A 15,337-nucleotide genomic window follows, 5' to 3' on the forward strand; every position below is an offset into this window, starting at 1 on the left:
GGACGTATCTGGATTCTGGTGTCCAGCAATTCTGTATACTGTTCAGGTTCAGGACGAAATTTTTCTTCCCGGAAAGCAGCGGCGTCTTTTTTAAGCTGCTTTTTAAGGGAGATGTCCTGAGAATCCAGGATATCAAGATTGCTATTCATCTGGTCATATTTTTTGGATAGATTCGTCATATCTTTATCAGTGGAGCATTGTGCCTGGAAGATTAGTTGCTCTTTCCTTGATTTCAGTTCTTCAATTTCTTCCGTAACAGTGGTAAGCTGCTGATTCAATTTTATATGCTGGATGGGATTCAAAATACTGGTTTTCTCTTTTTCTACATTCAGCTCTTTCCGTTCTGTAACTTTAGCTTTGAGTTTCTTTTTAACGGTGTTGTATTTATTCAGTATTGGATTAAAATGATTCATCCAATCATGAATTACTTCTTTTTGCATCTCATTATGAAGTAAATGATATTGTGTAAAAATCATATGATTTCGGATAGTTTCCATTGTTTCTGCAATTACAGGAATAGAATTTTTGACAGCTTGAGCCAGTTTCTCTACCTGAGCTTTTAATTCCCGGAGCATTTGGTTATCTGCACGAATCTGGCGGTTGATTTCACAGCGGTCAGCTATCATTCCTTTCTTTTCCATGTTTTGAGCAATATAGCCTTCGTGGATGGTCGGCTGTTCGGTGATTCCCTGATCTGCAAAGCTGCGGTGATCAATGGATGCATTTATCTGATTGTGGGCAAGCATTTCATTTACAGTATCTGCCCAGTTTGCTCTCCAGATACAGAGTTGCTCATCACTGTTCCATTGTTCAGAAATGGGATTCTGTCTGCCATAGCGGCTGCTTTTTGGATGCTTGTCGATGCGGTCATAGCCTTTTTCCTGTGCGACAGATGCGGTCATATAAACTTTCTTTTTCCCAACTTTATATCTGTATGCTTTTCCCAGCCATCTTTTTGAGCAGCTTTGAATTCAGTAGCTGTAAATCCTTTTTCTTCTCCATTTTTTATGCAGAGATATTCTTTTTCTGTTTTATACTGCCATGTTCCGTTTTCGTTCAGTGGACGGACGGTAAGCAGAATGTGTGCATGAGGATTGTGTCCATCCGTATCGTGAATAGCAAAGTCAGCGCACATGCCCATATCTACAAAGTTCTTTTGAATAAAATCTTTTAGAAGAGAAATATTACTGTCCTTATCTAATTCAACGGGAAGTGCGACAACAAATTCCCTTGCCAGTCGGCTGTCTTTTGTTTTTTCTGCAGCTTCCACAGCATTCCAGAGTTGTTCACGGTCTTTCCATTCTGGTGAAGCCATCGGTGGAAGCAATACTTCCTGATAAATGAGTCCATGCTTTCTGGTGTAATCATGCTGGATGCCATCGTAATCATTGTACATCCGGCTGCAGCTCATATAAGCAGAAGCTGCGACAGCGGAACGTCCGGAACCACGGCTGACAACTTTGGCTTGCATATGATAAATTGCCATATCTGGCACCTCCTTTCGATGTTGCCTGCAACAGCGGAAAAGCCCTCGGCAGAGCGCACGAGCCCCGTAGGGGATACCACCGCCCGATTTATCGGGTGGTGAGTAAGTGCGCCCTTCGGGAGTAGAACTTGTGCGTTTACATTCCTCGTAGCCGGATTATCAGCTCCCGTTTCAGGGAATCCAAATCCATTTCTTTAATATGGGGAACAATACTTTCCAAAATGGCTCCTTCCTGGACTAATCGGTGTGTTCTGGCATCACGTTCTTTTTTGCGATTTCTTGCTTCGGCTTCTTCTTGGCGGTGTCTTGCCTGTAAAAGTGCTTTTTCTTCCGGTGTCATGATTTTTTTATCTGCCATATCTGGCACCTCCTTTTTATGCCCGTATCCGGGCAGTATTGGTTTTAAAATCTTATGGTTTGGTACTATAGTTTCGGATAACTGACAGTGGCATGTTTCTGGTGATAAATAAGGAAAGAAAGTAGTACCACTGTCAGTGAAGAATAATTATCGTGTTATGCTTCTTTGCTTCAGTTCTGGTTCGGAGCATGATTGTTTAACAGAATTCTTTTTGCCTGTTTTAAATTAGCTGTTGCATTGTCCTGACGAATATTCCGGTTATTGATACGGACAGGAATACATCTCTTCAGAATACGGTCATAAATTCGTTTGTGTGCGATATCAGCGGCGTTATTCAGCTCTGATAAAGTGAGATTGGTCGTTATGATCAGGGGCTTTTTACTGCGGTAACGACTGTCGATCACATTGAATACCTGTTCCAGTGCAAAGTCAGAGTTCCGCTCAATTCCGAGATCATCAATAATCAGAAGACTGTAGCGGTTTAAGCTGTTGATGAACTGGTTTCTGTCTTCAAAATGCATTCCGGTAAGGGTATTTAGAATTCGGGAAAAGTTGGTCATCAGTACAGGAACGCCTTTTTCCAGCAGGGCATTGGCAATGCAGCCTGCAAAAAAAGATTTTCCAGTACCGACATCACCCCAGATGAGAAGTCCGGAGGCGTTTGCTTTCATCTCTTCCCAGTTGCTTACATAATTGTGTGCCAGTTTTATTTCCGGATTGATGCCGTTATCCCTGGCAAAAGTGTAGTCATAGAGTGCTTTGTCCTGTAAGCCGCTGGTTTTAAGATGCTCTATTTCCATTTGTTTTTCATGAAGTTTTCTCTGGGTTTCTTCCTGCTCAAAGATTTCCTGCTGGCATTTACAGCGGATGGAAGGAATAAGAACCTTTCCCTGTAATTCATGCCGGCATTGTCTTGGCGTATTGCATTTGGAACAGTAGATCAGGTGGTCTGTTTCGTTAAAATATTCATCAGGCTGAAGCTCTCTGTTTGGTGCTATAGCGGTTGCTTTTTCTGTAAATCTTGTCATAGTGTTTCGTATTCCTCACTTTCGTAATTTCTTTGCCGGGAAGCAGGATGATCCTGTCTTGCCCAACTGATGATGGTAGCTGCATGGTTCTGATATTGCTTTCCGGTAGAAGCCATATAACCGGATAAGCGTTCAATATAATCCTTCCAGTCAGGGATTGTCTGCTGGATATCTTCAAGCTCTTTTTCTGACAGAAAAACATTTTGAAATTTTCCATAGGGTGAGAGTGGCTCCTTACTCCCTCTTATTGCTAAATTGTTCTTTTTTATCTCTTTCTTATTACCAGACAGTTTTCTGTCTGTATCAGGGAAAGAATCCTGTCTGTCAATAGGACAGTTTTCTGTCTGTCTTAGGGAAAGAAATCTGTCTGTATAGTGGATGGTTTCTTTTGGGAGTTTTACATAAATTCGATTGGGCTGTCCGGGTCCCTGCCGTTTTCGGAAGATAAGCTCCTGTTTTTCCAGTACTGCCAGAGCAGTTTTAATCGTCATCTGGCTTTTGTGGAGAACTTCTGCCAGTGCTTCAATTATAAAGTAAATGAACACATGACCATCGATATCTGACCAGCCCTCATTTTTCTGGGAAAGCCTTGCCCGGTCGAGCAGGATAATATAAAGCATTTTGGCAGTTTCGTTTATTTCCATGTCCAGAAGGAAACGGGGAAACATCATATAAGATGGCAGGTTGGTGTCTGCTGTCAGAAAGTCCGTCATGTGTTCACCTCCAATCAGTTATTCTCCAAGAAAATCCCAGTCTACATCATTATCCGGCTGTGAATTTTCAGGTGTTGGAAAGGACGCCCTGATTTGGGGCTCCCTTTGCGCCATGCCTACAGTCAGTCCGGAAAGAAAAAGTGGCAATTCCTGTTTCAGACTGTTTTCCACTGCATCTACAATCTGTTTCACAAAAAGTTCTTCCCGTTCTCTTGTTTCCAGATAAGGATCAGCCTGTGTGCGGTAGTAGCGGTCAAAATAATCTACCAGTGCAAGAGAGATTACCTGACTGTAAGATTTAAAATCCTGCCTGTCCATCGTCTGTAAATATTCCCAGGCTCTCCGCTGTTGTTCTTTGTCCAGATTAAAGCGCAGGTTTGTGTTGCGGATATTGTTCTGCATGGTTTATCCCCTCCTTTTCAGGCTCATATAAGCCAGAGATTCGTAACCTTTGGCAGTGGCGCAGATGTCATCAATGATGGTGACTCGTGATTTGTCATACGTTCCGAAGTTACGGATCAGGCATCCACCGCCGCCAACCACATACAGGCGCATTAGGTCAGGATTATATTCATATTTGCGGAGCGTGGAAAAAAGTTCTGCCACATACTGTCTGGCAATAGAACTGATACAATCCAGATATGGTGCTGAAATGTCAGCTGTTCCAAACCGCAGAATCTGTTCTACTGTGGATTCTTCAATTTTCACTCCGAATTTGTCCAGAACAGCGTTCTTTGCGGCAATCATGCACTGGTTTACACCAAGTTTTTCTGTCCAGCATCGGCTTTCTTGCGCTTTCTTATTGTTAATATACAGAATGTTCATGGTTCCGTTTCCGATATCTGCAAGGAGATTAGTTCCCTTGAAATTTCCAAGGTGGTTTACAATAGCCGGATATCCCTGTGGGTAAAGGCTACATCCCGCAAAGTGGAGATGATATTCTTTGCCGTTGAAACGGTAATGGACTTCTGGATTCTGGAGCAGATAGGAACGAAAAGCTTCTCTTTGATTTCTGATCCATGTCAGAGGAAGTCCGGCAGCCAGATGAACATCTGCTTCACGGATGGAAAAGACATTCAGTTCCCTTGCAATAGCCATTAGCGTCAGAAGATAATATTCTTCGTCCATAGCTTTATCCGGGATAAATTCTTTGTGTCCTTCGCCAATCCGGTAGTAAATGCCGTTATATTCCAGGATATTTCCAGTGAAGATTGGTTCTGTTTCATAGGCTTTGATTCCGGTTGGCGTGACGGTGTTTGCTGTTTTCATATTGCCATAGCCATGATCTACAGCGATGATTTTTGTGTTTTTGAGTTCTCGCATAAAAAATACCTCCGTTTTCGTATTGATTGATTCAGCAGGTCATACCGGTGTGGTACTGCTTTGCTGTGAGATAAGCATACGAAAATCGGAGGTAAAAGACATTGAGTGGAAATTGAGCTGGAATTGAGAAAAAAGATATATTGTGCGTACATTCTTCATGTACTCTTGTTGTGATTTCATTGTTTTTTATCGTATAATATGGATACTGGAGGTGGTTTGGATGAAATACAAGATTTTAGTTGTCGATGATGATAAAGAATTGGTGAAAATGCTTTGTAGTTATTTTAATATGAAACAATATGAAACCATTACGGCTACAGACGGAATGGAAGCATTAAATAAAATAAAAATGAAACCGGATATTATTTTGTTGGATATCAATATGCCACGCATGGATGGGATTGAAGTATGTCGTCTGATACGCAGTAAAGTGTTATGCCCGATTTTGTTTCTAACAGCAAGAGTTGATGAAGATGATAAAATTAATGGGTTGCTTTCGGGTGGGGATGACTATATTACGAAACCATTTAGTCTTCGGGAGTTGGAAGCAAGGATTGTCACAAACATAAAGAGAGAAGAAAGGCATCAACAAAAAACGGAATACCGTTTCATGGATGAAATGCTGATTGATTATTCTGAAAAAATAGTAGCTATAGCCGGACACAGGATGGAGTTCACAAAAATTGAATATCAGATTATTGAATTCTTATCCATGCATCCAGGGCAGGTGTTTGATAAAGAACGTATATATGCACAAGTCTGTGGATATGATGCGGAAGGGGACAGTAGAACGATAACGGAATTAGTACGGCGTATAAGGAAAAAAATAGCGGATTATTCAGAAAAAGAATACATAGAAACTGTATGGGGGATTGGATACCGATGGAAAAAATAAGAAACTTGTCACTGAAAAAAACAATTCTGCTTTATTTTGTGATCAGCTTAACGGCAGCATTTCTGTTATCTGGATTTACAGTTCATTTTGCAGGAAATATGCAGAATAAAATATGGGAAAAATATATTGATTATGCAGATTATACGGACGTGTTTCAGCAATATGGAAAGAAATACGAGATTGAGATATCAAGACCTAATCAATCGCAGATGAATCGTTTGGACTATCATCTTTCGGAAATGTGTGACTTTATGGAAACATATTCGATACTGATTTTTTCGATTGTTGGGAGTGTTGTTGCGGTATTCTTTTTTTGTAAAAATAAGTTAAAGACACCTCTACAGGAACTAAAAGATGCCTCACAAATGATTGCAGATAATGAACTGGATTTTCATGTGTCCTATGAAAATAAAGATGAGATGGGAACTTTGTGTAAAGAATTTGAAATGATGCGAAGTGATTTAGCAGATAACAACAGAAAGATGTGGCGAATGATTGATGACGAGAAGGCTTTGCGGAATGCAATTGCACATGATATACGTTCTCCACTTTCCATATTGCGTGGGTATCAGGAAATGCTCTTAGAGTTTGTTTCTGCCGAGAGTATAAAAACAGAGGATGTTATTGATATCTTACAAACAGGCATGTATCAGATTGACCGTATAGAGCATTTCACGGAAAACATGAGAAAAATGTCCCATTTAGAACAGAGGGAACTGCAATGCTCAGAGATAGAGTTATCGGAACTGGCAAAAAAGATTGAGGCAGAAGCTGCCATGCTGTCCAAGAAGGAAAGTAAATTATGTAAGGTAGAAAGAGTGCAGGAACAAAACATTGTAAAAGTGGATGAGGAACTTGTCATGGAAGTGACAGACAACTTACTGGAAAATGCGGTTCGATATGCACAAAAAAGTATTGCTTTGCAGATAAAGAAAAAGGATGGTTTTCTTATAATTTCTGTTGAAGATGATGGAATAGGATTTGTGGATACTGAGGAAAAAGTAACAGAGCCATTTTATCATAAGAATCCACAAGATGATTTAAAGCATTTTGGCCTCGGTATGTATATTTCTCGTATTTTCTGTGAAAAGCATGGAGGAAATTTGAAAATATATAATGCCAGACAAGGCGGTGCTCATGTAGAAGCTCTTTTCAAAGCTGAATAAAAATACTTTATAAGGCTGAAATCACAAATAAAGTGGTTTTAGTCTTTTTTGTTGTGAATTTATTGAGAATTGATTTGTATGATGTTGTTAAAGAAATAAAGAAAGGAAGAGATACAATGAAAACAATCATAAAAAGAAGTATACTTGATTATTTAAAGAACCCTGTTTTGTGGATTGGCTTGATTATTATAGTTGCCAGTATGTATCAATGTCTGTCATCGTATTTGCAAATTCATTATATCAAACAGAATGAACAGATCACACAAAATGACGTAGCATTGGAAGATGCTGATGTCATGGATGGGTACATTCCCACATCTGATGATAAAGAAAGAAGAAGGGAGTGGGAAGATACGATCAAAGAGACGTTAATGGACACCTCCAAAAATGGTTTTGGATTTAGCAGGCAGGAAGCAGATCATGTAATGAAAGAAATTCAGAATATGGATGTAAAGACTGCTTCTGAGTTTTTGGAATCCCAATATGGCTATTATAATGCAATATATGCTTATGAGGACCTTGAAATTCATAAGGGGACAGCAGAAGAAATCAATCATTATATCGAGCGGAAATTATCCGAACATTCATTTTCCTGGTACTTTGCCAAAAAATTTACGGATTTTGCAGGATTGCATATGGCCTTTTTTGCAACAGTCTTGCTATCATTTTTATTTATTCAGGATACACGAAAAAGTACCTATGAATTATTACATACAAAGCCTGTTACGGCAATCCAATATATATGTGGGAAAGTAATAAGCGGATTCATTAGTATGCTGGGAGTATTAGTGATTTTGAATGTTATATTCTTTATGCTGTGTTTGAAAACGTCTTTAGAATCGGGCTTTCCAGTAACACCAATTGATTTTTGCGTGAATTCTCTGATCTATATTGTTCCGAATCTTTTGATGATATGTTGTGTCTATACAATTACAGCATTAATATTTAAAAATCCGCTTCCGGCAGCACCAATCTTGTTTTTACACATTATATATTCAAATATGCTGACCATGAAGAATGATATTTATTATATGAGACCGTTCTCTATTATGGTGCGATTCCCTGGCAGGTTTTTTGAAACACATGCAGCTAAAATGTCAAACATAAATCAGATTATTCTTGTAATTTCATCAGTTATATTAGTATGTATTTCTGTTACAATCTGGAAAAGGAGGAGGGTTCATTGAAAACGGAACTCAAAAACTGCCTGTCGTTATATAAGATTTTTTATTCATGTGCATTTATACTGATATTGTGTGTTATTCATCCGATTATATACTATGAAGAAATCGGTTCAGCAATTCAGTCTCCAATAGCATTTTTAACAATTATTTTTTGTAGTGACACATATTTGATGGAAGTAAAAAGTAAGCGTGCCGATGTATTTCATTTGTATGATCAAAAAAAGCAGTTAAAAGTAATATCGCAGAGAGTGGGCGTTCAAATATTATATTTATTAATACTTTCTTGTGTTGGATATGTTTTGTTTTACTGGCAAAAACCGGGCAGTGTAAACGAAGGCATTTCGGGTATTCAGATATTTCTTTTATATTTCATTGCAATGTTTGGAACTATCTGGCTTTGGAGTATATGCTCTGTGATTTTGTGTACATTGCTTCGAAATATGTGGGCAGGTATTGGATGTTTATTTGGAATTGTCATTGGACTTATATCAAAAGCGGGAAGTTCATTTTTCGGAAATCTGGGATTGTTTTCTTTCAGCTTTTGTGAACCTACTCAATTAATGTCCGAGAGTTGGATTTATGGAACGCTTGTGTCTTTTATAGCGGGGCTGTTTTTATTTGCAGTATTACCAATGACTTTAAAGAAAAGAGGATAGATTATGAGTATTAGAATAAATGATTTAACAGTTAGATTTAAAAATGGTGTAGTTGCAGTAAATAAGGCATCTCTTGAAATACCTAAGGGAATTTACGGACTTTTGGGTGAGAATGGTGCCGGAAAAACCACTTTGATGAGGGTTCTTACAACTGTTTTAAAACAAACGGAAGGAATGGTTTCCCTTGATGGAATTCTGTATAACGAGGGAAATTATGAGAAAATACAGAAAAAGATTGGTTATCTTCCACAGGAAATCGACTTATATCCGAATCTTACGGTGAAAGAATGTCTTGTATATATGGGGGGACTGTCAGGAGTAGCCAGAAATGACCTCGAACAAAGAATTACCTATTATCTGGAAAAGACTTCTCTTACAGAGCATCAGAATAAAAAAATGCGGCAATTATCTGGTGGTATGAAGAGACGTGTCGGACTCATACAGGCACTTCTTAATAATCCGGATTTTTTGATTATTGATGAACCAACAACTGGGTTAGATCCGGAAGAAAGAATTAGGATCCGCAATCTTCTGGTTGATTTTTCAAAGGATAGAACTGTGCTGTTTTCCACTCATGTAGTAGAAGATTTAGCAGCAACCTGTACACAGCTTGCCATTATGAAAAAAGGGAATTTTTTATATTCCGGAAGCGTGAGTGGATTGCTGGAAAATGCAAAGGGCTGTGTTTGGAATTGTACGGTACAAAATGCAGAAGAAGCCCGTTTGTTAGAAGCCAATTATTCTATTTCATCTAAGCAGTATGTAGAAAATGGAATTCATATGAAAATATTAAGCAAAGAAAAGCCAAATGAGAAGTGTGTCCCGGATAATGATATCACTTTGGAAGATGCGTATATTTATTTGACGAATAGTTGAATATAACGGCGGGCAAGTTGCCCGCCGTAAATTGTACTTATTTTGTTAAAAGACCGGATAGATTTTTTCCAATGCAAAATCCAATCTGTGGATATAACTCCTGAATTTCCTGATATTTTGCTTCAATCATTTCAGGCTCATCAGCCCAGATCTTTTCATATATTTTGAAAGCTTTTTTAAAATGTGTTTTGGCTTGCGGAAGATTGGCAGTCATCAGATAAATGGTTCCAAGGGTTTCCTGTACTTTGGCATAATCCAGACAGTCATCGGAATGGTATTCCTTGATGATGCCGGATAATTTTTGCAATTCGGAGATGCCTCTTTCGGGTTCCTGCTGTTCTGTCAGGAACATTGCATAATTGGCAATCTGAGGTATGCTGTCATTTATATGAAGCAGGTTAAATTGGTCAAGCAGTGAGATACTTTTTTCCATGTGTTCTCTTGCAAGATCGGGATGACCGTTCATACGATAAAGTCCACCGAGATTGGCATGAAGGTTGGAAACAAGGCGAGCATTGTCGGCAGTGATATTTTCTATCTGGGCAAGTGCATCCTTTTCCAGTTTTATTGCTTTTTCAGGTTTGGTTTCAAGAGTTGCCTGAAAATCTAGTAATAATGCCCGGTCAGAGTCGGTTCCAATGTTTTTTGTCTTTAACAGCCCCGTCAGTTCCTGAATGATTCCATTCATACCTTTGTAGTAGTTATAGTTATCCATGTATGGAAATGCATTTTCCAGAAAAAGCCGATACTTTGGTATATCATCCTTTTCAATCAATACTATGATATTTCCGATTGTTTGAAATAGCTTTTTGTAATAATCTACTTCCATTCCATGCATTAAACATATTTTCTGTAAAGAATCCAGTAATATGTGGCAGCGAGTTACAGATGGTTTTGTCTCTGAAAGGGTGATTTCCTGAATCATCGGATGCAGAGAGATAGTGCGACGTGTTGTTGTCTGAACGAAACCAGTCTCAATTAAATCGTTGATCTCATTTAGTGTGGGCAATTCCAGCCATTTGGCAAATATACGGGCAGAAATACCGGTGGAAGGAAGAAAGCACATATTACACATGATATCCTGCTGTTTAAGAGATAAAGTGTATAACGAAAACAGCGTATGGATATGACTGTAATAGGTGGCTTTGCTGCTTTGTCCATCTTTGATTATTTTAATTTTATCTTTGTTATGGAAAGATGCTTTTTCCACCTGAAGTCTTGTTAATAACTGGTCTGGAGTTGAGATTCCATTTTCCAGAAGTTTTGCTGCCAGTTCCACGGCAAAAGTATGAGAGTGAACAGTTTCGATGATCTTTTCAACTGTTGGCCGGTACGTGTCTGCCTCTGAATAAAATACTGATGCCAGCTGGAAGAGAGCGTTCATATCCTCTATTTCTTTTAATGGCAGAGTACAGTATTCATCCAGTTTGCTTCTGGTTGTAAACAAAATCTGACAGCGATATTTTAATACTACTGACAGAAAGCTGTCCTGTGTGGCAGTGACATTAAAATTATCTATGATAAGCAGAGTATCAGATTTCAGGGAACGCAGAAAACGGTTATGTCTTTGAAACCGTTCCTGGTCAGTGCTTTCCGGCGGATCGTCAATAAAATCCATGTCAGTAATATCCTGATGAAGATTGCCGGTATATTCTACATAAAGGATATTGGTGTATTGCTTTATGTACCGCTTTGCGTAGGCTTTGGCAAGTTCACTTTTTCCGATTCCAGCAATTCCGCAAAGAAAAACATGACGGTTTTCCTCAAGCATGGTATATAATTCTTCCAGTTCTTTATCTCTTCCGATAAAATGACGGCATGGTTTCGGAACCTCACTGTCCATAATATAATCCAGCACAATGGGGGATAAAGCTCCTCCGGCGAGTAGCTTCTGATTTTTGGTATTACGTTTGATGAATTGGCGTTCCATGCCAAAAGAAATCAGTTTTGCAAGAAACAGCAGTCTTGAACTGGCTGGTTTATATAAGGGAGTCAGATTTTTCTTTTTCGCATCTGAGATGCTGTCATCCTGAATGAATAAAGTGTAAATATCTTGTATAGCCATATTACAGTCAGACATCAGTGGAAGAAGATTCTGGTGGATGGTATGGGCTAACTTTTCCTGATTGGATGGCTTGGAATAGTAAGCGGATATTTTAGGACTGATTTTAGCCTGACCAGTCATCCAGCGGCAAACCAGACCGTTATCCATTGAAAAATCCTGATTTGCCGGATCATCCATAAAATCTTCAAATAATTCGTATAAAAAATCAGGCTGACTCATTTGATTACTTTCGCTGATATGATTTTTTAAGCAAGTGCTAATAGAAGAAAAATCGCATCGATTCAATAGAAATTCCCCTTTCGTAGTTAAGATTGAGTATATCCATCATAACACGAACATACATTCGATTCAAGAAAATGCGGATATTTTTAAAGTGATTGTGTCAATTTACAATCAATTTCTATTCAATGTGGTTTTCAGGCAGGTTCTGTAAAATAAGCTCAGAACAAACAATAACGGGAGGAGCTTATGCAACAGAATATTGAATTTGAGCGGTGCATTGATTTTCTGGTACGGATGATTGATAAGTACGGCGAAGAAGTCCTCCGGGAGTTGGAGGAAGCAAAACAGAATAAAGAAGAAAAAGAAGCGGCAGTTTCCTGAAATACAAAATGTAAATCAGACTGTCGCTTTTTTGTGAAATTATTCGGTTGCGTTATCTTTTACTTCTGCAAGCATAATCTGCTCTAGTCGGTCAATATCTGGAAATACCACTTTTTTGCCTCTGGAATGAAGTTGACGAATTTTTTTCATACGTGTTGTTACTTCCCTGTGAATGGAATGCTTAACAGGAACCGGATTATTATTTCGAGTATGTATATGGTCAAGATAGTACTCTCTGATTGGAAACATATTCTGGAGAAGAAAAGCAGCTTCTTTTCCATCAAATTCACCTAAAACAATCGTTAGGCACTTTCCGTATTTAGCCACCTGTTTATCGTGTATTGCTTTAAACTTTTCTACACGAGAACTGAGTGGAACCATCCATAACAGAGAAGTTTTATTGTCACGCAGACAGTAAAAAGTAGGACGGTATATACCGCCCTCTTTGTTCTGCATTAAGTTGGAATCCTGTACTTTTTCAAAGTATTCATCTTTAATATGGTAAACGTATCCTTCTTGATATATCATGTTTATCACCTATAAAATAAGCCCTGCCATGCGGCAGGGCCGAAATTTTCGAGCCGGACATTTATTAGACGCTTCCGGTGAGCGAACAATATTTTCGAGCCGATCACTTATAAGCCGCCAACGGTGGGCGAACAATATTTTCGATGACAGAAATCCTGTCTCTATCATTATTATATGGTTGTAACGAAAATATGTCAATAAAAAATGAAAAGAAGTATTGAAAATAGTTGGAACAAGTACTAAAATAAAGTTGGGACAAATATACGCATTGCAATTACTGCGGAGTAAGGGAGGTATATGAAATGATGGTTGATATGAAAGGATTTGTAGAATATGAAGATAAACAGTATCCGTTTTCATTTTCTGATTCAACGTTGAATTTATATCCTGATAAATTTGATTCAAAATCAATAGAAGAATGGTTTGCTCCATATGAACGAGGAGAAGTTATTGAAAATATACAATTGCATGGAATTACGGCAAATAGGAAAAATGTAATATTTGAGGTGTCTGAACAATATTCTGATCAAGAAGGATTTTTATCATTTGATGTGTATTCTATTTTTGAATATGATTCAGCACGTTATCAGCCTTATATTGAGGATGGAAAACATAAATATAACGTAAAGAAAACAAAAATTAGAGGTATAAAGTTGTCTGGAGTAGACGTAGATGTATTTTATCCGCCTGAGAATGCATATTTTATAGAAACTTCCAAAAAGCAAGACATTGTAACTAAGGTAGGCGTAAAAAGGATTGTTGAAACTCCATTGGGACTAATAGAATGGAATGGGGTGAAAATTGAACTTACAGCACAATATAAAGTAAAACAGTCTTTTTCACCTGAACCACTTCATAGCACAAGTGAAATTATTGCTTCATTCTCGGAAGACGTATCATTCGATTTTGCAAAAGAAATATATTTAGGTATTTATCAAGTGTTTAGATATGTAATGAGACGAAATAATATTGTTTTTAATAACATTGAAATTTTTGATATTAATGAAAAAAATGTCCGAGATATATTTGGAAAATTTTATGATTTAAAAATGGTTCATGAAAAAGAAAATAGTTCGAAAATAAAGCGAAGAGTTCTTTCGTATGATTATATTGGAGAAAAGCTCGGGGAATTACTTAAGGCTTTTCTTGAAGGAATCATTTATATAGATCATTTGCCAGATAGTATTGATAAAACAAATAAATTTGGACCAGATCGAATGATTTTTGATTTTGTTGCATTTGAGAGAGAATATGCTAATCTTTATCCAGAGACAGAAATTCGTTCGGAAAAATATTTACAGGCGAAAAACGATGCATTAAATATGATGGATAAATTAATAAATGAAAGATCTGGAAAAGTTAAAAAATATTTGACGACATTTCGAAAAAGAATTGCTGCAGATGAGAATAGTCTAGCAGATAGGATACTAGTAGTTATTAAAGACTGTTTATCAATTATGGAACCTTTTTTGGTATACGAATTAGGTAAAGAATATAATATAAAAGTTGACGAGATTACTCCATTAGAAAATATTGCATCAAAAATGAATACATTACGAAATGATATGGCACATGGTAATTTGGATATTCAATTGGATAAAGATCATATATTTGGATTTGAAATTATAGAAGTTCTTTTATATGCAATGAGATTGAAAGCAGTAGGAATAGAAGATAGAAAAATTCAAGAAGGTATAATTAAAATTATGGGGTTTAATTTTGCACTAGATTAACAAATATGTTTAATAGAATAATATATTTTTAAATTTTATGGGTTAGTATTATGAAGAAAAAAATTAAATGTGATATTTATATCAGGGTATCCACAACCATGCAGGTAGATGGTTACAGTTTGGATGCCCAGAGAGAAAAACTTAAGAGATATGCAGAATTTCAGAACATGGAAATCGTAAATGAGTATTCAGACGAAGGTAAGTCTGGAAAGAGCGTAGAGGGCAGACCGGAATTTCAGAGAATGTTGGATAATATTGAGAATGGAACAGATGAGGTGCAGTTTGTACTGGTGTTCAAGCTTTCCAGATTCGGTCGTAATGCGGCAGATGTATTAAACTCTTTGCAGAGGATGCAGGATTTTGGAGTGAATCTGATCTGTGTAGAAGATGGAATTGACAGCTCGAAAGATAGTGGAAAGCTGATGATTTCTGTTCTATCTGCGGTGGCAGAGATCGAACGAGAGAATATCCTTGTGCAAACAATGGAGGGACGTAAGCAGAAAGCAAGGGAAGGAAAATGGAACGGTGGGTTTGCTCCATATGGCTATGAGCTGGTAAATGGAGAATTGCAGATCGCAGAAGACGAAGCAGAGATTATTCGTCTGATCTATGATAAATTTATTCATACCAATATGGGAATCTCTGCGATTGCTGCATGGCTGAACCAGCATGGATATAAAAAGAAAAAACGACAGAATAATACACTGGACGCATTTGCCGCTT

15 protein-coding genes and 1 pseudogene are annotated in these 15,337 nt (G+C 37.7%); 8 read left to right on the forward strand and 8 right to left on the reverse strand.

What is annotated here, in order from left to right:
• The 6 genes and pseudogenes from mobQ to WMO75_RS16315 all read right to left on the reverse strand — a co-directional run.
• Positions 1 to 1,486, reverse strand: a pseudogene (gene mobQ, locus WMO75_RS16290) (MobQ family relaxase); the annotation flags it as partial.
• Positions 1,487 to 1,622: 136 nt separating this feature from the next.
• Positions 1,623 to 1,844, reverse strand: coding sequence for a DUF3847 domain-containing protein (locus WMO75_RS16295; protein ID WP_005348485.1), 222 nt, complete (start codon positions 1,842 to 1,844; stop codon positions 1,623 to 1,625).
• Between the two features lie 170 nt (positions 1,845 to 2,014).
• Positions 2,015 to 2,872 (reverse strand): ATP-binding protein, encoded by an 858-nt coding sequence (locus WMO75_RS16300; RefSeq protein ID WP_349078529.1) that lies wholly within the window; start codon positions 2,870 to 2,872, stop codon positions 2,015 to 2,017.
• Complete coding sequence (locus WMO75_RS16305) at positions 2,869 to 3,585, reverse strand: replication initiator protein A (protein WP_349078531.1); 717 nt, start codon at positions 3,583 to 3,585, stop codon at positions 2,869 to 2,871. Before WMO75_RS16305 ends, WMO75_RS16300 begins: the two co-directional genes overlap by 4 nt.
• A gap of 18 nt (positions 3,586 to 3,603) precedes the next feature.
• A complete protein-coding gene (locus tag WMO75_RS16310; protein WP_015560111.1) occupies positions 3,604 to 3,987 on the reverse strand; it encodes a hypothetical protein in 384 nt (127 codons plus the stop codon).
• Positions 3,988 to 3,990: 3 nt separating this feature from the next.
• On the reverse strand, positions 3,991 to 4,908 hold the full coding sequence (locus WMO75_RS16315; RefSeq protein ID WP_015560112.1) for a ParM/StbA family protein: 918 nt from the start codon (positions 4,906 to 4,908) through the stop codon (positions 3,991 to 3,993).
• Between the two features lie 220 nt (positions 4,909 to 5,128).
• Between WMO75_RS16315 and WMO75_RS16320 the strand changes: the two genes are divergently transcribed.
• From WMO75_RS16320 to WMO75_RS16340, 5 genes are all read left to right on the forward strand, one after another.
• Positions 5,129 to 5,803 (forward strand): response regulator transcription factor, encoded by a 675-nt coding sequence (locus tag WMO75_RS16320; protein ID WP_014080778.1) that lies wholly within the window; start codon positions 5,129 to 5,131, stop codon positions 5,801 to 5,803.
• Entirely contained in the window at positions 5,791 to 6,969 is a 1,179-nt protein-coding gene (locus WMO75_RS16325; protein WP_349078533.1) for a HAMP domain-containing sensor histidine kinase, read from the forward strand. Before WMO75_RS16320 ends, WMO75_RS16325 begins: the two co-directional genes overlap by 13 nt.
• 116 nt (positions 6,970 to 7,085) lie before the next feature.
• Positions 7,086 to 8,156: an ABC transporter permease subunit gene (locus tag WMO75_RS16330; protein ID WP_173688852.1), complete on the forward strand. Its 1,071-nt coding sequence runs from the start codon at positions 7,086 to 7,088 to the stop codon at positions 8,154 to 8,156.
• Positions 8,153 to 8,809 (forward strand): hypothetical protein, encoded by a 657-nt coding sequence (locus tag WMO75_RS16335; protein ID WP_009245308.1) that lies wholly within the window; start codon positions 8,153 to 8,155, stop codon positions 8,807 to 8,809. Before WMO75_RS16330 ends, WMO75_RS16335 begins: the two co-directional genes overlap by 4 nt.
• Before the next feature lie 3 nt (positions 8,810 to 8,812).
• On the forward strand, positions 8,813 to 9,685 hold the full coding sequence (locus tag WMO75_RS16340) for an ATP-binding cassette domain-containing protein (RefSeq protein WP_173688851.1): 873 nt from the start codon (positions 8,813 to 8,815) through the stop codon (positions 9,683 to 9,685).
• 37 nt (positions 9,686 to 9,722) lie between these two features.
• On the opposite strand, the gene WMO75_RS16345 is transcribed toward WMO75_RS16340, so the two are convergent.
• On the reverse strand, positions 9,723 to 11,969 hold the full coding sequence (locus WMO75_RS16345) for a tetratricopeptide repeat protein (RefSeq protein ID WP_216411718.1): 2,247 nt from the start codon (positions 11,967 to 11,969) through the stop codon (positions 9,723 to 9,725).
• Positions 11,970 to 12,218: 249 nt separating this feature from the next.
• Between WMO75_RS16345 and WMO75_RS16350 the strand changes: the two genes are divergently transcribed.
• A complete protein-coding gene (locus tag WMO75_RS16350) occupies positions 12,219 to 12,353 on the forward strand; it encodes a hypothetical protein (RefSeq protein WP_264466941.1) in 135 nt (44 codons plus the stop codon).
• Positions 12,354 to 12,392: 39 nt separating this feature from the next.
• Here WMO75_RS16350 and cptIN read toward each other — a convergent pair whose 3' ends face one another.
• Positions 12,393 to 12,881: a type III toxin-antitoxin system CptIN family toxin gene (cptIN, locus tag WMO75_RS16355; protein WP_227222909.1), complete on the reverse strand. Its 489-nt coding sequence runs from the start codon at positions 12,879 to 12,881 to the stop codon at positions 12,393 to 12,395.
• Between the two features lie 302 nt (positions 12,882 to 13,183).
• Between cptIN and WMO75_RS16360 the strand changes: the two genes are divergently transcribed.
• Both WMO75_RS16360 and WMO75_RS16365 read left to right on the forward strand, forming a co-directional pair.
• Positions 13,184 to 14,614, forward strand: coding sequence for a hypothetical protein (locus tag WMO75_RS16360; RefSeq protein WP_161159857.1), 1,431 nt, complete (start codon positions 13,184 to 13,186; stop codon positions 14,612 to 14,614).
• A gap of 47 nt (positions 14,615 to 14,661) precedes the next feature.
• On the forward strand, positions 14,662 to 15,337 hold a 676-nt coding region (locus tag WMO75_RS16365), incomplete at its 3' end, for a recombinase family protein (protein ID WP_349078538.1).

The organism is Blautia intestinihominis, from assembly GCF_040096655.1.
GTDB lineage: Bacteria > Bacillota > Clostridia > Lachnospirales > Lachnospiraceae > Blautia_A > Blautia_A intestinihominis.